This is a genomic window from Pseudomonas sp. NPDC008258 (genome assembly GCF_042956345.1).
Lineage (GTDB): Bacteria > Pseudomonadota > Gammaproteobacteria > Pseudomonadales > Pseudomonadaceae > Aquipseudomonas.
In genome coordinates this window covers 137,910-154,457 of the sequence record NZ_JBIBGE010000014.1, presented here as the reverse complement: position 1 = coordinate 154,457, position 16,548 = coordinate 137,910, and the positions used below count along the sequence as shown (strand labels likewise).

The 16,548-nt window shown below is 56.5% G+C and carries 30 protein-coding genes; all 30 read left to right on the top strand.

The genetic code is table 11. The annotated features are described in order from the left end of the window. Positions 1-993 (top strand): elongation factor Tu (tuf, locus tag ACFY9W_RS13995; protein ID WP_391131142.1); only part of this gene is annotated, 993 nt, incomplete at its 5' end. 142 nt (positions 994-1,135) lie between these two features. Next, entirely contained in the window at positions 1,136-1,447 is a 312-nt protein-coding gene (gene rpsJ, locus ACFY9W_RS13990) for a 30S ribosomal protein S10 (protein ID WP_003186070.1), read from the top strand. Positions 1,448-1,527: 80 nt separating this feature from the next. Further along, complete coding sequence (gene rplC / locus ACFY9W_RS13985; RefSeq protein WP_003257089.1) at positions 1,528-2,163, top strand: 50S ribosomal protein L3; 636 nt, start codon at positions 1,528-1,530, stop codon at positions 2,161-2,163. Between the two features lie 12 nt (positions 2,164-2,175). Beyond that, positions 2,176-2,778 (top strand): 50S ribosomal protein L4, encoded by a 603-nt coding sequence (gene rplD / locus ACFY9W_RS13980; protein WP_003255485.1) that lies wholly within the window; start codon positions 2,176-2,178, stop codon positions 2,776-2,778. Further along, entirely contained in the window at positions 2,775-3,074 is a 300-nt protein-coding gene (gene rplW / locus ACFY9W_RS13975) for a 50S ribosomal protein L23 (protein WP_003255484.1), read from the top strand. The genes rplD and rplW overlap by 4 nt, the downstream gene beginning before the upstream one ends. Before the next feature lie 14 nt (positions 3,075-3,088). Next, positions 3,089-3,913 carry a 50S ribosomal protein L2 gene (rplB, locus tag ACFY9W_RS13970; protein WP_391131137.1) on the top strand — a complete coding sequence of 275 codons (825 nt, stop codon included), beginning with the start codon at positions 3,089-3,091 and terminating at the stop codon, positions 3,911-3,913. 16 nt (positions 3,914-3,929) lie between these two features. Beyond that, on the top strand, positions 3,930-4,205 hold the full coding sequence (rpsS, locus tag ACFY9W_RS13965) for a 30S ribosomal protein S19 (RefSeq protein ID WP_003255482.1): 276 nt from the start codon (positions 3,930-3,932) through the stop codon (positions 4,203-4,205). An 11-nt stretch (positions 4,206-4,216) separates the two neighbouring features. After that, positions 4,217-4,549 (top strand): 50S ribosomal protein L22, encoded by a 333-nt coding sequence (rplV, locus tag ACFY9W_RS13960; RefSeq protein ID WP_003103908.1) that lies wholly within the window; start codon positions 4,217-4,219, stop codon positions 4,547-4,549. Positions 4,550-4,562: 13 nt separating this feature from the next. Further along, positions 4,563-5,249, top strand: coding sequence for a 30S ribosomal protein S3 (gene rpsC / locus ACFY9W_RS13955; protein WP_003255481.1), 687 nt, complete (start codon positions 4,563-4,565; stop codon positions 5,247-5,249). Positions 5,250-5,261: 12 nt separating this feature from the next. Continuing rightward, positions 5,262-5,675, top strand: coding sequence for a 50S ribosomal protein L16 (gene rplP / locus ACFY9W_RS13950; protein ID WP_003255479.1), 414 nt, complete (start codon positions 5,262-5,264; stop codon positions 5,673-5,675). Further along, entirely contained in the window at positions 5,675-5,866 is a 192-nt protein-coding gene (gene rpmC, locus ACFY9W_RS13945; protein ID WP_002555481.1) for a 50S ribosomal protein L29, read from the top strand. The genes rplP and rpmC overlap by 1 nt, the downstream gene beginning before the upstream one ends. Positions 5,867-5,868: 2 nt before the next feature. Beyond that, complete coding sequence (gene rpsQ / locus ACFY9W_RS13940; protein WP_008089812.1) at positions 5,869-6,135, top strand: 30S ribosomal protein S17; 267 nt, start codon at positions 5,869-5,871, stop codon at positions 6,133-6,135. A 23-nt stretch (positions 6,136-6,158) separates the two neighbouring features. After that, positions 6,159-6,527 (top strand): 50S ribosomal protein L14, encoded by a 369-nt coding sequence (rplN, locus tag ACFY9W_RS13935; protein ID WP_002555479.1) that lies wholly within the window; start codon positions 6,159-6,161, stop codon positions 6,525-6,527. A gap of 11 nt (positions 6,528-6,538) precedes the next feature. Next, positions 6,539-6,853, top strand: coding sequence for a 50S ribosomal protein L24 (gene rplX, locus ACFY9W_RS13930; RefSeq protein ID WP_003255476.1), 315 nt, complete (start codon positions 6,539-6,541; stop codon positions 6,851-6,853). A 20-nt stretch (positions 6,854-6,873) separates the two neighbouring features. After that, positions 6,874-7,413 (top strand): 50S ribosomal protein L5, encoded by a 540-nt coding sequence (rplE, locus tag ACFY9W_RS13925; RefSeq protein ID WP_003255474.1) that lies wholly within the window; start codon positions 6,874-6,876, stop codon positions 7,411-7,413. Positions 7,414-7,426: 13 nt separating this feature from the next. Further along, positions 7,427-7,732 carry a 30S ribosomal protein S14 gene (gene rpsN / locus ACFY9W_RS13920; RefSeq protein WP_009681970.1) on the top strand — a complete coding sequence of 102 codons (306 nt, stop codon included), beginning with the start codon at positions 7,427-7,429 and terminating at the stop codon, positions 7,730-7,732. A gap of 209 nt (positions 7,733-7,941) precedes the next feature. Continuing rightward, positions 7,942-8,334 carry a 30S ribosomal protein S8 gene (gene rpsH / locus ACFY9W_RS13915; protein WP_391131129.1) on the top strand — a complete coding sequence of 131 codons (393 nt, stop codon included), beginning with the start codon at positions 7,942-7,944 and terminating at the stop codon, positions 8,332-8,334. A gap of 12 nt (positions 8,335-8,346) precedes the next feature. After that, on the top strand, positions 8,347-8,880 hold the full coding sequence (gene rplF / locus ACFY9W_RS13910; protein WP_003255469.1) for a 50S ribosomal protein L6: 534 nt from the start codon (positions 8,347-8,349) through the stop codon (positions 8,878-8,880). Between the two features lie 10 nt (positions 8,881-8,890). Continuing rightward, the gene (gene rplR, locus ACFY9W_RS13905; RefSeq protein ID WP_003255467.1) at positions 8,891-9,241 is read left to right on the top strand and encodes a 50S ribosomal protein L18; all 351 of its coding nucleotides are present in this window, start codon (positions 8,891-8,893) and stop codon (positions 9,239-9,241) included. A 3-nt stretch (positions 9,242-9,244) separates the two neighbouring features. Next, positions 9,245-9,745 carry a 30S ribosomal protein S5 gene (gene rpsE, locus ACFY9W_RS13900; RefSeq protein ID WP_003255465.1) on the top strand — a complete coding sequence of 167 codons (501 nt, stop codon included), beginning with the start codon at positions 9,245-9,247 and terminating at the stop codon, positions 9,743-9,745. Between the two features lie 2 nt (positions 9,746-9,747). Continuing rightward, positions 9,748-9,924, top strand: coding sequence for a 50S ribosomal protein L30 (gene rpmD, locus ACFY9W_RS13895; protein ID WP_003255463.1), 177 nt, complete (start codon positions 9,748-9,750; stop codon positions 9,922-9,924). Positions 9,925-9,927: 3 nt separating this feature from the next. Next, the gene (gene rplO / locus ACFY9W_RS13890) at positions 9,928-10,362 is read left to right on the top strand and encodes a 50S ribosomal protein L15 (protein WP_003255461.1); all 435 of its coding nucleotides are present in this window, start codon (positions 9,928-9,930) and stop codon (positions 10,360-10,362) included. Further along, complete coding sequence (gene secY, locus ACFY9W_RS13885) at positions 10,363-11,694, top strand: preprotein translocase subunit SecY (protein WP_003257108.1); 1,332 nt, start codon at positions 10,363-10,365, stop codon at positions 11,692-11,694. A gap of 28 nt (positions 11,695-11,722) precedes the next feature. Next, complete coding sequence (rpmJ, locus tag ACFY9W_RS13880; RefSeq protein WP_002555468.1) at positions 11,723-11,839, top strand: 50S ribosomal protein L36; 117 nt, start codon at positions 11,723-11,725, stop codon at positions 11,837-11,839. Positions 11,840-11,970: 131 nt separating this feature from the next. Beyond that, complete coding sequence (rpsM, locus tag ACFY9W_RS13875; protein ID WP_003255457.1) at positions 11,971-12,327, top strand: 30S ribosomal protein S13; 357 nt, start codon at positions 11,971-11,973, stop codon at positions 12,325-12,327. 18 nt (positions 12,328-12,345) lie between these two features. Further along, a complete protein-coding gene (rpsK, locus tag ACFY9W_RS13870) occupies positions 12,346-12,735 on the top strand; it encodes a 30S ribosomal protein S11 (RefSeq protein ID WP_012270237.1) in 390 nt (129 codons plus the stop codon). A 15-nt stretch (positions 12,736-12,750) separates the two neighbouring features. Further along, positions 12,751-13,371: a 30S ribosomal protein S4 gene (gene rpsD / locus ACFY9W_RS13865; protein WP_012270238.1), complete on the top strand. Its 621-nt coding sequence runs from the start codon at positions 12,751-12,753 to the stop codon at positions 13,369-13,371. A 22-nt stretch (positions 13,372-13,393) separates the two neighbouring features. After that, the gene (locus ACFY9W_RS13860; RefSeq protein WP_003255452.1) at positions 13,394-14,395 is read left to right on the top strand and encodes a DNA-directed RNA polymerase subunit alpha; all 1,002 of its coding nucleotides are present in this window, start codon (positions 13,394-13,396) and stop codon (positions 14,393-14,395) included. A gap of 42 nt (positions 14,396-14,437) precedes the next feature. Then, positions 14,438-14,824 (top strand): 50S ribosomal protein L17, encoded by a 387-nt coding sequence (gene rplQ, locus ACFY9W_RS13855; RefSeq protein ID WP_003255451.1) that lies wholly within the window; start codon positions 14,438-14,440, stop codon positions 14,822-14,824. Between the two features lie 172 nt (positions 14,825-14,996). Next, positions 14,997-16,436, top strand: coding sequence for a catalase (locus ACFY9W_RS13850; protein WP_391131120.1), 1,440 nt, complete (start codon positions 14,997-14,999; stop codon positions 16,434-16,436). Positions 16,437-16,548 lie beyond the last annotated feature (112 nt).

Below are 16,548 nucleotides of genomic sequence, written 5' to 3'. Positions count from 1 at the left end.
GTCGAGTACAACTCGAACATTCGTCACTACGCTCACGTTGACTGCCCAGGTCACGCTGACTACGTGAAGAACATGATCACCGGTGCTGCCCAGATGGACGGCGCGATCCTGGTTTGCTCGGCCGCCGATGGTCCGATGCCACAAACCCGTGAGCACATCCTGCTGTCCCGTCAGGTTGGCGTTCCGTACATCGTGGTCTTCCTGAACAAGGCTGACCTGGTAGACGACGCTGAGCTGCTGGAACTGGTCGAGATGGAAGTTCGCGACCTGCTGTCCACCTACGACTTCCCAGGCGACGACACTCCGATCATCATCGGTTCGGCTCGTATGGCGCTGGAAGGCAAAGACGACAACGAAATGGGCACCACCGCTGTCAAGCGTCTGGTTGAAACCCTGGACAGCTACATCCCAGAGCCAGAGCGCGCTATCGACAAGCCGTTCCTGATGCCGATCGAAGACGTATTCTCGATCTCGGGTCGTGGTACCGTTGTTACCGGCCGTATCGAGCGTGGTATCGTCCGCGTTCAGGATCCGCTGGAAATCGTTGGTCTGCGTGACACCACCACCACCACCTGCACCGGTGTTGAGATGTTCCGCAAGCTGCTGGACGAAGGCCGTGCTGGCGAGAACTGCGGCGTTCTGCTGCGTGGTACCAAGCGTGACGACGTTGAGCGTGGCCAGGTTCTGGTCAAGCCAGGTTCGGTCAAGCCGCACACCAAGTTCACCGCAGAAGTCTACGTTCTGTCGAAGGAAGAAGGCGGTCGTCACACTCCGTTCTTCAAAGGCTACCGTCCTCAGTTCTACTTCCGTACCACTGACGTGACCGGTAACTGCGAACTGCCGGAAGGCGTTGAAATGGTAATGCCAGGTGACAACATTCAGATGACTGTTACCCTGATCAAGACCATCGCAATGGAAGACGGTCTGCGCTTCGCTATCCGTGAAGGCGGTCGTACCGTCGGCGCCGGCGTTGTAGCCAAAATCATCGAGTAATCACTCGACCGATTGAAAAAAGCCTCCGCTCAGCGGGGGCTTTTTTTATTGGGTTGACACTAAATTGGGGCGTCTATAGAATCACGCCTCCTTTTAGCGGGCGTAGTGCGTCCGTTGGGAACAGCCTGGAGTCTGAAATCCAATGCAAAATCAGCAAATCCGTATCAGGTTGAAGGCTTTCGACCATCGCCTGATCGACCAATCCACCCAGGAAATCGTGGAAACCGCGAAACGTACTGGTGCACAAGTGCGTGGTCCAATTCCACTGCCTACCCGCAAAGAGCGTTTCACCGTTCTGGTCTCCCCGCACGTCAACAAAGACGCGCGTGACCAGTACGAGATTCGCACTCATAAGCGTGTTCTGGACATCGTCCAGCCAACGGATAAAACCGTTGACGCGCTGATGAAGCTTGATCTGGCGGCAGGTGTGGAAGTACAGATCAGCCTCGGCTAAGACTTCGGTCTAGTCGTGTAACGCTCTGAAATGGGCGGCCATAGCGGGTGAAAGCCCCGTACACTCATGAGGTTTACAACATGACTATTGGTGTAATCGGTCGCAAGTGCGGTATGACCCGCATTTTCACCGAAGAAGGTGTCTCCATTCCGGTCACGGTCATTGAGATCGAGCCGAATCGTGTCACCCAGTTCAAAACTGAAGAAACCGATGGCTACCGTGCAGTGCAAGTCACTGTCGGCGAGCGTCGTGCTTCGCGTGTGACTGCCGCTCAGGCAGGCCACTTCGCCAAGGCTAACGTTGCCGCTGGTCGCGGTGTTTGGGAGTTCCGTCTTGAAGAAGGCGATTTCCAGGCTGGCGATCTGATCAAAGCTGAACTCTTCACTGCAGGCCAGCTGGTAGACGTTACTGGTCAGTCCAAAGGTAAAGGCTTCGCCGGTACCATCAAGCGCTGGAACTTCCGTGGTCAGGACAACACCCACGGTAACTCCGTGTCGCACCGTGTTCCTGGTTCCATCGGCCAGTGCCAGACTCCTGGTCGTGTGTTCAAGGGCAAGAAAATGTCCGGTCACATGGGCGCCGAGCGCGTGACTGTTCAGTCCCTGGAAGTAGTTCGCGTAGACGCTGAGCGCAACCTGCTGCTGGTCAAGGGTGCCGTTCCTGGCGCTACTGGCGGCGACGTGGTTGTACGTCCAGCTGTCAAGGCTCGCGGTTAAGGGGAAACTGACATGCAACTCAATGTAAATGACGCTCAGGCGATCGAAGTTTCCGAACTGACTTTCGGTGGCGAATTCAACGAGACGCTGGTTCACCAAGCAGTCGTGGCCTACATGGCCGGCGGCCGTCAGGGCACCAAGCAGCAAAAGACCCGTTCCGACGTGGCTGGTGGCGGTAAGCGCCCATGGCGTCAGAAGGGTACTGGCCGTGCTCGTGCTGGTACCACTCGTGGCCCGATCTGGCGTGGCGGTGGTGTAACCTTCGCAGCTCGCCCTCAAGATCACTCGCAGAAGCTCAACAAGAAGATGTATCGCGCAGCCCTGCGCTCCATCCTCGCCGAGCTGGTGCGTAGCGACCGTCTGGTCGTGGTTCAGGACTTCGCTGTTGAAGCGCCGAAAACCAAAGATCTGTTGAACAAGCTGAACGGCATGGGTCTGAGCGATGTACTGATCGTTTCCGACGCTGTTGATCAGAACCTGTACCTGGCTGCTCGCAACCTGCCGCACGTCGATGTACGTGACGTACAGGGTTCCGACCCGGTCAGTCTGATCGCATACGAGAAAGTGTTGATCACTGTCTCGGCCGTGAAGAAATTCGAGGAGCTGCTGGGATGAACCAGGAACGCGTATTTAAAGTCCTCCTTGGCCCGCACGTTTCCGAGAAGGCTACCGTTCTGGCTGAGAAAAAAGGCCAGTTCGTATTCAAGGTTGCTACCGATGCAACCAAGCTGGAAATCAAGAAAGCTGTCGAAGGCCTGTTCAACGTAAAAGTTGAAAACGTGTCGACTGTTAACGTTCTGGGTAAAACCAAGCGTACCGCACGTGGTCTGGGCAAGCGTAATGACTGGAAGAAGGCGATCGTCTCCCTTCAGCCAGGCCAAGATCTCGATTTCAGCAGCAGTGCTGAGTAAGGAAGGGGTGCATCATGGCAATCGTTAAATGCAAACCGACTTCCCCTGGCCGCCGTTTCGTGGTCAAGGTGGTCAACAAGGAGCTGCACAAAGGCGCTCCTCACGCACCGCTGCTCGAGAAGAAATCGAAGTCTGGTGGTCGTAACAACAATGGCCGCATTACCACTCGTCACGTTGGTGGTGGTCATAAGCAGCATTACCGTCTGGTCGACTTCCGTCGCAACGACAAAGATGGCATTCCAGCCACTGTCGAGCGTATCGAATACGATCCAAACCGTACTGCTCACATCGCCCTGCTGTGCTACGCAGACGGTGAGCGTCGCTACATCATCGCCCCTAAAGGCGTGAGCGCTGGCGACCAGCTGATCGCAGGTGCCCTGGCCCCAATCAAGGCCGGTAACTCCCTGCAGCTGCGCAACATCCCAGTAGGTAGCACCATTCACGGCGTCGAACTGAAGCCGGGTAAAGGTGCTCAGATCGCTCGTTCCGCTGGTGCTTCGGCTCAGCTGATCGCTCGTGACGGCGTATACGTGACTCTGCGTCTGCGTTCCGGTGAGATGCGTAAAGTACTGGCTGAGTGCCGTGCGACCCTGGGCGAAGTCTCGAACTCCGAGCACAGCCTGCGATCGCTGGGTAATGCTGGTGCCAAACGCTGGCGCGGCGTTCGCCCAACCGTTCGTGGTGTTGCCATGAACCCGGTTGACCACCCGCATGGTGGTGGTGAAGGTCGTACCTCCGGTGGTCGTCATCCGGTATCGCCATGGGGCTTCCCAACCAAGGGTGCTAAAACCCGTGGTAATAAGCGTACCGACAACATGATCGTCCGTCGTCGCAAGTAACTAGAGGGATACGACAGTGCCACGTTCTCTGAAAAAAGGTCCTTTTATCGATCTTCACCTGTTGAAGAAGGTCGAAGTGGCGGTGGAGAAGAACGATCGCAAGCCAGTTAAAACCTGGTCGCGTCGCTCGATGATCCTGCCACAAATGGTCGGTCTGACCATCGCGGTTCACAACGGTCGCCAGCATGTTCCAGTTCTCGTGAACGAAGACATGGTCGGCCACAAACTGGGCGAGTTCGCCGGTACCCGCACCTATCGCGGGCACGTGGCTGACAAGAAAGCCAAGCGTTAAGGGGTAAGGAAATGGAAGTAGCCGCTAAGTTGTCGGGCGCTCGCATCTCCGCCCAGAAAGCCCGCTTGGTCGCCGACCAGATCCGCGGGAAGAAGGTGGGCGAAGCGCTCAACCTGTTGGCCTTCAGCAGCAAAAAAGCCGCTGAAATCATGAAGAAAGTCCTCGAGTCGGCCGTAGCCAACGCCGAACACAACGAAGGCGCAGACGTTGATGACCTGAAGGTCTCCACCGTCTTCGTCAACGAAGGGCGTTCGCTGAAGCGCATCATGCCACGTGCCAAAGGCCGTGCTGATCGCATCGTCAAGCGGTCTTGCCATATCACTGTCAAGGTTGCGGACAAGTAACGGAGTCGATCAGATGGGTCAGAAAGTACATCCCACTGGCATTCGCCTGGGAATCGTCAAGGAGCACACCTCCGTCTGGTACGCAGACGGTGCTACTTACGCAGATTACCTGTTGAAGGATCTGAAAACGCGTGAGTACCTCCAAGACAAACTAAAAAGCGCGTCCGTAAGCCGTATCGATATTCATCGTCCGGCTCAAACTGCACGCATCACCATCCACACCGCTCGTCCAGGTATCGTTATCGGGAAGAAAGGTGAAGATGTCGAGAAGCTGCGTCAGGACCTGACCAAGCAGATGGGTGTGCCTGTGCACATCAACATCGAAGAGATCCGCAAGCCGGAACTCGACGCTATGCTGGTTGCGCAGAGCGTAGCTCAGCAGCTGGAACGCCGCGTAATGTTCCGTCGCGCCATGAAGCGCGCCGTACAGAACGCCATGCGTATTGGTGCCAAGGGCATCAAGATCCAGGTGAGCGGTCGTCTCGGCGGTGCTGAGATTGCTCGTACCGAGTGGTATCGCGAAGGTCGTGTGCCTCTGCACACCCTGCGTGCCGATATCGACTACAACACCTACGAAGCTCACACCACTTACGGTGTGATCGGTGTGAAGGTTTGGATCTTCAAAGGCGAAGTTATTGGTGGTCGCCAAGAAGAACTGAAACCACAAGCACCAGCGCCTCGTAAAAAAGCTGCTAAGTAAGGGGTACGCCAAATGTTGCAACCAAAGCGTACAAAATTCCGCAAGCAGATGACTGGCCACAACCGTGGTCTGGCACTGCGCGGTAGCAAAGTCAGCTTCGGCGAATTCGCCCTGAAAGCTGTTGCTCGCGGTCGCCTCACCGCTCGCCAGATCGAGTCCGCACGTCGTGCGCTGACCCGTCACGTTAAGCGTGGCGGCAAGATCTGGATCCGTGTGTTCCCGGACAAGCCGATCTCCAAGAAACCTCTCGAGGTTCGTATGGGTAAAGGTAAGGGCTCCGTGGAATACTGGGTTGCCCAGATCCAGCCAGGCAAAGTCCTGTACGAGATCGAGGGTGTTTCTGAAGAGCTGGCGCGCGAAGCTTTCGCCCTGGCTGCTGCAAAGCTGCCTCTCGCCACCTCCTTTGTTAAGCGGACGGTGATGTGATGAAAGCGAATGAACTTCGTGAAAAATCTGCACAGCAACTGAATGAGCAACTGCTCGGCTTGCTGCGCGACCAGTTCAATCTGCGTATGCAGAAAGCAACTGGCCAGTTGGGGCAGTCGCACCTGCTCTCGCAAGTTAAGCGTGACATCGCTCGCGTGAAAACTGTGCTTAACCAGCAGGCAGGTAAGTGATCATGGCTGAAGCTGAAAAAACCGTCCGTACGCTGACTGGCCGTGTCGTCAGCGACAAAATGGACAAGACCATCACCGTTCTGATCGAGCGTCGCGTAAAGCACCCGATCTACGGTAAATACGTTAAGCGTTCGACTAAGCTGCACGCGCACGACGAATCCAACCAGTGCAAAATCGGCGACAAGGTTTCCATCCGTGAAACCCGTCCGCTGGCCAAGACCAAGTCCTGGGCACTGGTTGAAGTCCTCGAACGCGCTGTTGAAGTCTAAGGGCTAGGGGTCGGAGAAATTTTATGATTCAGACTCAATCCATGCTCGATGTGGCCGATAACAGCGGCGCTCGTCGCGTCATGTGCATCAAGGTGCTCGGCGGCTCGCACCGCCGTTACGCCGGCATCGGTGACATCATCAAAGTAACCGTCAAGGAAGCAATTCCGCGCGGTAAGGTCAAAAAAGGCCAGGTGATGACCGCTGTTGTCGTCCGTACCCGTCACGGTGTACGTCGCGCTGACGGTTCCATCATTCGTTTCGACGGCAACGCTGCTGTTCTGCTGAACAACAAGCAAGAGCCGATCGGCACTCGCATCTTCGGGCCAGTGACCCGTGAACTTCGTACTGAGAAGTTCATGAAGATCGTCTCGCTCGCCCCTGAAGTGCTGTAAGGAGATCCGACATGCAAAAGATTCGTCGTGACGACGAGATCATCGTGATCGCCGGCAAAGACAAAGGTAAGCGCGGTAAGGTGCTGAAGGTTCTGGCTGATGACCGTCTGGTTATCGGTGGCGTGAACCTGGTCAAGCGTCATACCAAGCCTAACCCGATGGCGGGCGTTCAGGGCGGTATCGTCGAGAAAGAAGCGCCTCTGCACGCTTCCAACGTTGCCATCTTCAACGGCGAAACCAACAAGGCTGACCGCGTTGGTTTCAAAGTAGAAGACGGTAAGAAAATTCGTGTCTTCAAGTCGACCCAAAAAGCGGTTGATGCTTGAACACTGCTAGGTAGAAGACCATGGCACGACTGAAAGAGATTTACCGGAACGAAATCGCTCCTAAGCTTAAGGAAGAACTTAAGCTGTCGAACGTGATGGAAGTTCCGCGCGTTACCAAAATCACCCTGAACATGGGTCTGGGCGAAGCGATCGGCGACAAGAAAGTCATCGAGCACGCAGTTGCCGACCTGGAAAAGATCACCGGTCAAAAGCCGGTCGTGACTTTCGCTCGCAAATCCATCGCTGGCTTCAAAGTCCGCGAAGGCTGGCCGATCGGCGTCAAGGTGACCCTGCGTAGCGACAAGATGTACGAATTCCTGGACCGCCTGCTGGCGATCTCCCTGCCTCGGGTTCGCGACTTCCGCGGCCTGAATGCCAAGTCCTTCGATGGCCGTGGCAACTACAGCATGGGCGTGAAAGAGCAGATCATCTTCCCGGAAATCGATTACGACAAGATCGATGCTCTGCGCGGTTTGGACATCACCCTGACCACCACTGCTCGTTCGGACGACGAAGGCCGCGCCCTGCTGCGTGCTTTCAAGTTCCCGTTCCGCAACTGATTGGAGTAGGAAAATGGCCAAGAAGAGCATGAAGAACCGTGAGCTGAAGCGTCAGCTGACGGTAGCCAAGTTCGCTAAGAAGCGTGCTGAGCTGAAAGCGACCATCGTCAACGTTAACGCCTCTCCAGAAGAGCGTTTCGCTGCCGTTGTCGCTCTGCAGAAGCAGCCACGTGACGCTAGCGCTTCGCGTCTGCGCAACCGTTGCCGCCTGACCGGTCGTCCTCACGGTGTATACCGTAAGTTCGGCCTGGGCCGTAACATGCTGCGTCAAGCTGCAATGCGCGGTGACGTACCAGGTCTGGTCAAGGCCTCCTGGTAATCGCTGCAGGTGTGATCCCGACGGAAGGGGAGCAATCTTCCGACCGTCGGTGACCTCGCCAAGAAACAAGCCCCTACATGGGGCTTGTTTCGTTTCTGCCTTGTGTCTAGAATGACCGGCTCACCTGAGCCTGGGTTTTTCACCCGTTCCGCTCAGGTGGTTGTCATAGCCGCAAGGCTAATAATTCTTGTATCAGGAGCATCTAGCCCATGAGTATGCAGGACCCGTTAGCGGACATGCTAACTCGCATCCGTAATGCCCAGATGGCTGAAAAGTCCGTCGTAAGCATGCCTTCTTCTACCCTGAAGGTCGCGGTTGCCAAAGTTCTGAAGGACGAAGGTTACATTGCTGGCTACCAGGTTACTGGTGAAGCCAAGCCGTCCCTGTCGATCGAACTGAAGTACTTCGAAGGCCGTCCGGTCATCGAAGAACTGAAGCGCACCAGCCGTCCAGGCCTGCGCCAGTACAAGGCCGTTACCGACCTGCCGAAAGTTCGTGGCGGTCTGGGCGTGTCTATTGTCTCCACCAACAAAGGTGTGATGACTGATCGCGCTGCGCGCGCTGCCGGTGTCGGCGGCGAAGTTCTGTGCACAGTGTTCTAAGGGGGGATAGACATGTCTCGCGTCGCTAAGAACCCCGTTAAGCTGCCATCCGGCGTCGAAGTAAAATTCGCAGGCCAGCAGCTTTCGGTGAAGGGTGCCAAAGGCACTCTCGAACTGAACGTTCACTCGTCTGTTGAAGTTACCGAAGAGTCTGGTGAGCTGCGTTTTGTTGCTCGCAATGGTGACCAGCAAGCTCGTGCCATGGCCGGTACCACCCGTGCTCTGGTCAACAACATGGTCCAAGGCGTAAGCCAAGGCTTCGAGCGTAAGCTCCAGCTGGTCGGTGTTGGTTACAAGGCACAGGCTAAAGGCACCGTCCTGAACCTGGCCCTGGGCTTCTCTCACCCAGTGGACTACGAACTGCCAGCCGGTATCACCGCTGAAACCCCTAGCCAGACCGACATCCTGATCAAGGGTATCGACAAGCAGCTGGTAGGTCAGGTGGCCGCTGAAATCCGCGACTTCCGTCCGCCAGAGCCGTACAAAGGCAAAGGTGTGCGTTACGCGGACGAAGTAGTCCGTCGTAAAGAAGCCAAGAAGAAGTAGGGCCTAGTAAATGACCGACAAAAAAGTTATTCGACTGCGTCGCGCTCGCAAAGCACGTCTGAAGATGCACGAACTCGAAGTCGTGCGCCTGTGCGTGTTCCGCTCCTCGCAGCACATCTACGCCCAGGTCATTTCGGCCGACGGCAGCAAGGTTCTGGCAAGCGCCTCGACCTTGGACAAAGACCTGCGTGATGGCGCCACTGGCAACATCGACGCGGCCACTAAGGTTGGCAAGCTGGTAGCTGAGCGCGCGAAAGCCGCCGGTGTATCTCAAGTTGCCTTTGACCGTTCCGGCTTCAAGTACCATGGCCGCGTCAAAGCGCTGGCTGATGCTGCTCGTGAAGGCGGGCTGGAGTTCTAAGTTATGGCAAATAACGATCAAAAGCGCGACGAAGGCTACATCGAGAAGCTGGTTCAAGTTAACCGCGTTGCCAAAACCGTAAAAGGCGGCCGTATCTTCACCTTCACCGCGTTGACCGTGGTTGGTGATGGTAAAGGTCGTGTCGGCTTCGGCCGTGGCAAATCGCGCGAAGTACCAGCCGCGATCCAGAAAGCCATGGAAGCTGCTCGTCGCAACATGATCCAGGTTGACCTGAAGGGCACCACCCTGCAGTACGCCACCAAGGCTGCCCATGGCGCCTCGAAGGTTTACATGCAGCCTGCTTCGGAAGGTACTGGTATCATCGCCGGCGGCGCAATGCGTGCTGTCCTGGAAGTTGCTGGTGTTCAGAACGTTCTGGCCAAGTGCTACGGTTCGACCAACCCAGTGAACGTGGTTTACGCCACCTTCAAGGGTCTGAAAGCCATGCAATCTCCTGAATCCATTGCTGCCAAGCGCGGCAAGAGCGTCGAGGAGATCTTCTGATCATGGCAACCGTAAAAGTAACGCTGATCAAGAGCGTCTCGGGCCGTCTGCCTAACCACAAACTGTGTGTTAAAGGCCTGGGTCTGCGTCGCATCGGTCACACTGTAGAAGTCCAGGATACTCCCGAGAACCGCGGGATGATCAACAAGGCTTACTACATGCTGAAGGTCGAGGGCTAATCGATGAAACTCAATGATCTGAGTCCAGCGCCGGGTTCCCGTCGCGAGAAGCATCGTCCAGGTCGTGGTATCGGTAGCGGTCTGGGTAAGACCGGCGGCCGTGGCCACAAAGGTCAGACTTCCCGTTCGGGTGGTTCGATCGCTCCTGGCTTCGAAGGCGGTCAACAACCGCTGCACCGTCGTCTGCCGAAGTTCGGCTTCGTTTCCCTGAAAGCCATGGACCGCGCCGAAGTGCGTCTGTCCGAGCTGGCCAAGGTGGAAGGCGACGTGATCTCCGTGCAATCCCTGAAGGATGCCAACGTGATCAACCAGCACATTCAGCGTGTGAAAATCATGCTGTCTGGCGAAGTTACTCGCGCAGTCACCATCAAGGGCATCGCAGCCACCAAGGGTGCGCGTGCGGCTATCGAAGCAGCTGGCGGCAAATTCGAGGAATAAATGGCTAAGCAAGGTGCTCTCTCTTCGCTCGGTAAGGGCGGGATGTCGGAACTCTGGGCTCGTCTGCGCTTTCTGTTCATGGCGATCATCGTCTATCGGATAGGTGCGCATATCCCGGTTCCCGGCATCAATCCGGACCGTCTGGCGGATCTGTTTCGGCAGAATGAGGGGACCATTCTTAGCTTGTTCAACATGTTTTCCGGTGGCGCGCTTGAGCGCATGAGCATCTTTGCACTGGGGATCATGCCGTACATCTCGGCATCGATCATCATGCAGCTGATGACGGCGGTCAGCCCGCAACTGGAGCAGTTGAAGAAGGAAGGTGAAGCTGGCCGTCGCAAGATCAGCCAGTACACCCGCTACGGCACCGTTATCCTGGCACTGGTTCAAGCCATTGGCATGTCCATTGGCCTGGCCAACCAGGGCGTGGCGTTTTCTGTAGGCCTTGGCTTCCATGTCGTTGCCGTCTCCACCTTCGTGGCGGGCGCGATGTTCATGATGTGGCTGGGCGAGCAGATCACCGAGCGCGGTGTGGGCAACGGTATCTCGATGTTGATCTTCGCAGGTATCGTTGCCGGTCTTCCGAGAGCAATCGGGCAGTCTTTCGAGTCTGCGCGCACAGGCGATATCAACATTTTCGCCCTGGTCGCTATCGGTTTGCTGGCAGTAGCGATTATCGGTTTCGTGGTGTTCATTGAGCGTGGTCAGCGTCGTATCGCCGTTCACTACGCCAAGCGTCAGCAGGGCCGCAAGGTCTTCGCTGCGCAGACCAGCCACTTGCCGTTGAAAGTGAACATGGCGGGGGTTATCCCGGCCATTTTCGCGAGCAGCATTCTGCTGTTCCCGGCTTCGCTGGGTGCCTGGTTCGGTCAGTCCGAAGGTATGGGCTGGCTGCAGGACATCTCGCAGTCGATCGCTCCTGGTCAGCCGTTGAACATTCTGCTGTTTAGTGCAGGGATCATTTTCTTCTGCTTCTTCTACACAGCGCTGATGTTCAACCCGAAAGACGTAGCGGAAAACCTGAAGAAGTCCGGTGCCTTTATTCCGGGTATCCGTCCTGGTGAGCAGTCGGCACGCTACATTGATGGCGTTCTGACTCGTCTGACCATGTTCGGTGCTCTTTACATGATGGCCGTCTGCCTTCTGCCCCAGTTCCTGGTGGTGGCAGCAAATGTGCCGTTCTACCTTGGCGGGACCTCGTTGCTGATTGTGGTAGTGGTTGTGATGGACTTCATGTCCCAAGTACAATCGCACCTCGTTTCGCACCAGTACGAATCCCTGATGAAGAAAGCCAACCTGAAAGGCTACGGTGGCAGCGGTTTGCTGCGCTGATACGCCCCTAAGGTTCGAGGAGTCGGTAATGAAAGTTCGTGCATCGGTGAAAAAGCTGTGCCGTAACTGCAAGATCATCCGTCGCGAAGGCGTCGTTCGAGTGATCTGCAGCGCGGAACCGCGTCACAAACAGCGCCAAGGCTGAGTGTGATCTGCGTTTCAAACCCAGCAGCTAGTGTGCTGCTGGGTTGATTATTCGTTTCTACAGCGATATTATCTCGCGCCCTATTTCTTGGCTTCCGGGGCGTAGGTAGCTGTCAATTGGAGTCCCACTGAATGGCCCGTATTGCAGGCGTCAACATTCCAGATAACAAGCATACTGTTATCTCGCTGACCTACATCTATGGTGTCGGTCGCACAACTGCACAGAAGATCTGTGCAGACGCTGGTGTAAACCCAGCCGCTAAGATCAAGGATCTGAGCGACGAGCAAATCGAAACCCTGCGTGGCGAAGTTGCGAAGTTCACCACCGAAGGTGACCTGCGTCGTGACATCAACATGAAGATCAAACGCTTGATGGACCTGGGTTGCTACCGCGGCCTGCGTCATCGTAAAGGTCTGCCGGTTCGCGGTCAGCGCACCAAGACCAACGCACGCACCCGTAAGGGCCCGCGTAAGCCGATCCGCAAGTAATCGCCCAGGAATATAGACATGGCAAAACCTGCTGCTCGTCCTCGTAAGAAAATCAAAAAGACAGTGGTTGATGGCATCGCCCACATCCATGCATCTTTCAACAACACCATCGTGACCATCACCGACCGTCAGGGCAATGCTTTGTCCTGGGCGACCTCCGGTGGTTCGGGTTTCCGTGGTTCGCGCAAATCCACCCCGTTCGCAGCCCAGATTGCTGCTGAGCGTGCTGGTCAAGCTGCGCTGGAATACGGTCTGAAGAACCTCGACGTTAACGTCAAGGGTCCAGGTCCGGGTCGTGAATCCGCCGTTCGTGCATTGAACAGCTGCGGCTACAAGATCGCCAGCATCACCGACGTGACGCCAATCCCGCATAACGGGTGCCGTCCGCCGAAGAAGCGTCGCGTGTAATCAGGAGACAGAAGAATGGCACGTTACATTGGTCCAAAATGCAAACTGTCTCGTCGTGAAGGCACCGATCTGTTCCTGAAGAGCGGCGTTCGCGCTCTGGAATCGAAGTGCAACATCGAAGCAGCCCCAGGTATCCACGGCCAGCGCCGTGGCCGTCAGTCCGACTACGGCACCCAGCTGCGTGAGAAACAAAAAGTTCGTCGTATCTACGGCGTACTGGAGCGTCAGTTCCGCGGTTACTACCAGGCTGCAGCCTCGAAAAAAGGCGCAACCGGTGAGAACCTGCTGCAACTGCTCGAGTGCCGTCTGGATAACGTCGTCTACCGTATGGGCTTCGGCTCGACTCGTTCCGAGTCCCGTCAGCTGGTTTCGCACAAAGCGATCAGCGTCAACGGTAAGACTGTAAACATTCCATCCTACCAAGTTCGTCCGGGTGACGTGGTCGCGGTCCGCGAGAAATCGCTGGCCCAGCTGCGCATTGTTCAAGCCCTTGAACTGTGCGCCCAGCGTGGCCGCGTTGAGTGGGTTGACGTGGATGCTGCTAAAAAGTCGGGCGTTTTCAAGAACGTTCCTGCTCGCAGCGACCTGTCTGCCGACATCAACGAAAACCTGATTGTCGAGCTCTACTCCAAGTAAGGGCTAGAAAATAGGTGCATCCATGCAGATTTCGGTAAATGAGTTCCTGACTCCCCGCCACATTGATGTGCAGGTAGTCAGTCCGACCCGCGCCAAGATTACGCTCGAGCCTCTCGAGCGTGGTTTCGGCCATACCCTGGGCAACGCGCTGCGCCGCATCCTGTTGTCCTCCATGCCTGGCTGTGCAGTAGTCGAGGCCGAGATCGATGGCGTACTCCATGAGTACTCCGCGATCGAAGGTGTTCAGGAAGACGTAATTGAAATCCTGTTGAACCTGAAAGGCCTGGCTATCAAACTGCACGGTCGTGACGAAGTTACGCTGACCTTGTCGAAAAAGGGTTCGGGGGTGGTTACCGCTGCCGATATTCAGCTGGATCACGATGTCGAGATCGTCAACCCCGATCACGTAATCGCGAACCTGGCGTCGAACGGCGCCCTGAACATGAAGCTCACTGTAGCTCGTGGTCGTGGTTACGAGCCGGCCGACTCCCGTCAAACCGACGAAGACGAAAGCCGTAGCATTGGCCGTCTGCAGTTGGACGCTTCGTTCAGCCCGGTGCGTCGTATCGCCTATGTGGTCGAGAACGCCCGTGTTGAACAGCGTACCAACCTGGACAAACTGGTCATTGATCTGGAAACCAACGGCACCCTGGATCCTGAAGAGGCTATCCGCCGCGCTGCGACCATCCTGCAACAGCAGCTGGCCGCGTTCGTCGACCTCAAAGGTGACAGTGAGCCTGTCGTAGTCGAGCAGGAAGACGAGATCGATCCGATCCTGCTGCGTCCGGTTGACGACCTGGAACTGACTGTACGTTCGGCCAACTGCCTCAAGGCGGAGAACATCTACTACATCGGCGACCTGATTCAGCGTACCGAAGTAGAGCTGTTGAAGACTCCTAACCTGGGCAAGAAGTCCCTGACTGAAATCAAGGACGTCCTGGCCTCTCGTGGTCTGTCTCTCGGCATGCGCCTCGACAACTGGCCGCCTGCAAGTCTTAAGAAAGACGACAAGGCGACCGCCTGATCGTCGTAATCACCGAACGTAGTGTTTGGTAAGGAATGAATCATGCGTCATCGTAAAAGTGGACGTCACCTGAGCCGTACCAGCTCTCACCGCAAGGCTATGTTCCAGAACATGGCAGTGTCGTTGATCGAGCACGAGCTGATCAAAACCACCCTGCCGAAAGCCAAGGAACTGCGCCGCGTTGCCGAGCCGCTGATCACCCTGGCCAAGGAAGACAGCGTTGCTAACCGCCGTCTGGCCTTCGACCGTACCCGTTCGAAGTCCGCTGTTGGCAAACTGTTCAACGACCTGGGCAAGCGTTACGCCACCCGTCAGGGCGGCTACCTGCGCATCCTGAAGTGCGGTTTCCGCGCTGGCGACAACGCGCCTATGGCGTACGTCGAGCTGGTTGATCGTCCGGTCGGCGGTGCTGTAGAAGCTGCTGAGTAAGACGTTCTGTCTGCTACAAAGAACCGGGCCTAGTGCCCGGTTTTTTGTTTTCGTATGTATTGTTAATTTCTATTGATACAAGTCATGTAATGAATTTGTCCCTGTAACCTTGCTCGTCAATACTCTCTCCATAGCCGATTAGCCGGCGTTTCAAGACCGATAAGGAGAGCCCATGAGCAAGATTCTCACCACCGCCAGCGGTGCACCTGTAGCCGACAACCAGAATTCCCGCTCTGCCGGCCCACGCGGCCCGCTGCTGCTCGATGACTTCCACCTGATCGAGAAGCTTGCCCATTTCAACCGCGAGAACATTCCTGAGCGCCGTGTGCACGCCAAGGGCTCGGGCGCCTATGGCACTTTTACCGTAACCCGTGATATCAGCGGTTACACCAGCGCCAAGCTGTTCGAGCAAGTTGGCAAACAGACAGAAACCTTCCTGCGCTTTTCCACTGTCGGCGGTGAACGTGGTTCAGCGGACACCGAGCGCGATCCACGCGGCTTCGCCGTCAAGTTCTACACCGAGGAAGGCAACTGGGACATCGTGGGTAATAACACGCCGGTTTTCTTCATTCGCGACCCGCTCAAGTTCCCTGACTTTATCCACACCCAGAAACGTCACCCGCAATCCAACCTGAAGAATGCCCAGATGATGTGGGACTTCTGGTCGCACTCGCCCGAAGCGTTGCACCAAGTGACCATTCTGTTCTCGGACCGAGGCATTCCCGACGGCTATCGTCACATGCACGGCTTTGGCAGCCACACCTACAGCCTGATCAATGCACAGGGCGAGCGCACCTGGGTCAAATGGCACTTCAAGACCCAGCAAGGCATCAAGAACCTGGCCCCGGCCGACGCAGCACGCCTGGCCGGTACCGACCCGGACTACGCCCAGCGCGACCTGTTCGAGGCCATCGAGCGTGGCGACTACCCGCGCTGGACCGTGTGCATTCAGGTGATGAGCGAGGCCGAGGCGGCCAACCGCGACGAGAACCCGTTCGACGTGACCAAGACCTGGTCGCAGAAGGATTACCCGCTGATCGAAGTCGGTGTGCTCGAGCTCAACCGCAATCCGCTCAACTACTTCGCTGAAGTGGAACAGGCGGCGTTCGGCCCGAGCAATATGGTTCCGGGTGTCGGCCTGTCGCCAGACCGCATGCTCCAGGGCCGTGTGTTCGCTTACGCTGACGCGCACCGCTACCGTGTAGGCACCAACCACCAGCAGTTGCCAGTGAACGCGCCACGCAGCCCGGTAAACAGCTACCAGCGCGACGGTTCGATGGCCACGGGCAGCTACGGCAGCGCACCGAACTACGAGCCCAACAGCTACGCCGATGCGCCGAAGCAGTCGCCACGCCACGCTGAACCAGCGCTGGCCCTGAATGGTTCGGCGGACCGTTACGATCACCGCGAAGACACTGACTACTTCAGCCACGCCGGCGCGCTGTTCCGCCTGATGAGCGATGAGCAGAAGGCCCTGTTGATCAGCAACATTGCCGGAACCATGGCAGGTGTCAGCGAAGACGTGATCCAGCGCCAGTTGCAGTACTTCTTCAAGGCCGACCCGGCCTATGGCGAAGGGATTGCCAAGGCCTTGGGCGTCAATTTGGCCTAACTCTAAGTGATAAGCAGAACCGCCCTCATTTGGGCGGTTTTTCAATGAATATCACTACTGTTTAACCGTTTTTTTGCATCTAATTGCGTGTTTTTCAGTGACCGTAGGCAAA

Coding starts and splice junctions, on each gene's coding strand:
- rplR (WP_003255467.1), top strand. CDS start 8,891: ATGACCGACAAAAAAGTTATTCGACTGCGTCGCGCTCGCAAAGCACGT.
- rpsN (WP_009681970.1), top strand. CDS start 7,427: ATGGCCAAGAAGAGCATGAAGAACCGTGAGCTGAAGCGTCAGCTGACG.
- rpsJ (WP_003186070.1), top strand. CDS start 1,136: ATGCAAAATCAGCAAATCCGTATCAGGTTGAAGGCTTTCGACCATCGC.
- rpsK (WP_012270237.1), top strand. CDS start 12,346: ATGGCAAAACCTGCTGCTCGTCCTCGTAAGAAAATCAAAAAGACAGTG.
- rplQ (WP_003255451.1), top strand. CDS start 14,438: ATGCGTCATCGTAAAAGTGGACGTCACCTGAGCCGTACCAGCTCTCAC.
- rpsD (WP_012270238.1), top strand. CDS start 12,751: ATGGCACGTTACATTGGTCCAAAATGCAAACTGTCTCGTCGTGAAGGC.
- ACFY9W_RS13860 (WP_003255452.1), top strand. CDS start 13,394: ATGCAGATTTCGGTAAATGAGTTCCTGACTCCCCGCCACATTGATGTG.
- rpmD (WP_003255463.1), top strand. CDS start 9,748: ATGGCAACCGTAAAAGTAACGCTGATCAAGAGCGTCTCGGGCCGTCTG.
- rplO (WP_003255461.1), top strand. CDS start 9,928: ATGAAACTCAATGATCTGAGTCCAGCGCCGGGTTCCCGTCGCGAGAAG.
- rpsE (WP_003255465.1), top strand. CDS start 9,245: ATGGCAAATAACGATCAAAAGCGCGACGAAGGCTACATCGAGAAGCTG.
- rpsQ (WP_008089812.1), top strand. CDS start 5,869: ATGGCTGAAGCTGAAAAAACCGTCCGTACGCTGACTGGCCGTGTCGTC.
- rplB (WP_391131137.1), top strand. CDS start 3,089: ATGGCAATCGTTAAATGCAAACCGACTTCCCCTGGCCGCCGTTTCGTG.
- ACFY9W_RS13850 (WP_391131120.1), top strand. CDS start 14,997: ATGAGCAAGATTCTCACCACCGCCAGCGGTGCACCTGTAGCCGACAAC.
- rplX (WP_003255476.1), top strand. CDS start 6,539: ATGCAAAAGATTCGTCGTGACGACGAGATCATCGTGATCGCCGGCAAA.
- rpmC (WP_002555481.1), top strand. CDS start 5,675: ATGAAAGCGAATGAACTTCGTGAAAAATCTGCACAGCAACTGAATGAG.
- rplP (WP_003255479.1), top strand. CDS start 5,262: ATGTTGCAACCAAAGCGTACAAAATTCCGCAAGCAGATGACTGGCCAC.
- rpsH (WP_391131129.1), top strand. CDS start 7,942: ATGAGTATGCAGGACCCGTTAGCGGACATGCTAACTCGCATCCGTAAT.
- rpsC (WP_003255481.1), top strand. CDS start 4,563: ATGGGTCAGAAAGTACATCCCACTGGCATTCGCCTGGGAATCGTCAAG.
- rpmJ (WP_002555468.1), top strand. CDS start 11,723: ATGAAAGTTCGTGCATCGGTGAAAAAGCTGTGCCGTAACTGCAAGATC.
- rplN (WP_002555479.1), top strand. CDS start 6,159: ATGATTCAGACTCAATCCATGCTCGATGTGGCCGATAACAGCGGCGCT.
- secY (WP_003257108.1), top strand. CDS start 10,363: ATGGCTAAGCAAGGTGCTCTCTCTTCGCTCGGTAAGGGCGGGATGTCG.
- rplD (WP_003255485.1), top strand. CDS start 2,176: ATGCAACTCAATGTAAATGACGCTCAGGCGATCGAAGTTTCCGAACTG.
- rpsM (WP_003255457.1), top strand. CDS start 11,971: ATGGCCCGTATTGCAGGCGTCAACATTCCAGATAACAAGCATACTGTT.
- rplW (WP_003255484.1), top strand. CDS start 2,775: ATGAACCAGGAACGCGTATTTAAAGTCCTCCTTGGCCCGCACGTTTCC.
- rplE (WP_003255474.1), top strand. CDS start 6,874: ATGGCACGACTGAAAGAGATTTACCGGAACGAAATCGCTCCTAAGCTT.
- rplF (WP_003255469.1), top strand. CDS start 8,347: ATGTCTCGCGTCGCTAAGAACCCCGTTAAGCTGCCATCCGGCGTCGAA.
- rplC (WP_003257089.1), top strand. CDS start 1,528: ATGACTATTGGTGTAATCGGTCGCAAGTGCGGTATGACCCGCATTTTC.
- rplV (WP_003103908.1), top strand. CDS start 4,217: ATGGAAGTAGCCGCTAAGTTGTCGGGCGCTCGCATCTCCGCCCAGAAA.